Genomic DNA, 670 nt, shown 5'->3' on the forward strand with positions numbered 1-670 from the left:
TAACGCCCGTATTCACGCACCAGCGCAGCTGGCTGCGTGGAATTGATGGTTATGCAGCTGTGAGCTCAACTTTCTGCACTCTATCCAGTTTGAGACTCTTGCCTGCATGCCACAGATCATAAGCATCCTGCATGGCAAGCCAACTCTCAGGAGTGCGCCCGAGCGCCTTGGAAAGACGAAGAGCCATTTCCGGACTGACCCCGCTTTGGAGTTTGAGTATTCGATTCAAAGTTGAAGGAGAGACATCCAGCTTATCTGCGAGAAATCGGCAGCTCAGGCCAAATGGCTGCATGTAAGTTGCCAGGATGAATTCGCCGGGATGGGGCGGGTTGTACATAGCCATTAATGGTAATCCTCATAATCAAGCAGATACACATGCCCGTCGCGAAACTCAAAGGTAAGCCGCCAGTTGCCACTGACAGTTATGGCCCAAATGCCTTTTCGATTGCCTTTGAGCGGGTGCAGCTTGTATCCAGGAATATCGAGATCCGAGACTTCCATTGCAGTATCCAAAGCAGCCAGTTGCATCCTAAGACGTCCAGTATGATTTGCCTGGATGCCACGAGTGCTGCCCGTTTCGTAGTACAGCCTCAGTCCCTTGTGCTTGAAAGTCTTGATCATGGCCTACAGTGTAGCGTGTTGCGCAACGGTGTCAAGCTGCATAACGCCC

General features: G+C 51.6%; 2 protein-coding genes. Both read right to left on the reverse strand.

Going from position 1 to position 670, the window contains the following annotated elements; genetic code table 11:
* Positions 1–49: 49 nt before the first annotated feature.
* On the reverse strand, positions 50–343 hold the full coding sequence (locus tag QGM61_RS15205) for a HigA family addiction module antitoxin (protein ID WP_281133500.1): 294 nt from the start codon (positions 341–343) through the stop codon (positions 50–52).
* Positions 343–621: a type II toxin-antitoxin system RelE/ParE family toxin gene (locus QGM61_RS15210; RefSeq protein WP_281133501.1), complete on the reverse strand. Its 279-nt coding sequence runs from the start codon at positions 619–621 to the stop codon at positions 343–345. Before QGM61_RS15210 ends, QGM61_RS15205 begins: the two co-directional genes overlap by 1 nt.
* Positions 622–670: the final 49 nt, after the last annotated feature.

This window comes from Pseudohongiella sp. SYSU M77423, from assembly GCF_029911965.1.
Lineage (GTDB): Bacteria > Pseudomonadota > Gammaproteobacteria > Pseudomonadales > Pseudohongiellaceae > Pseudohongiella.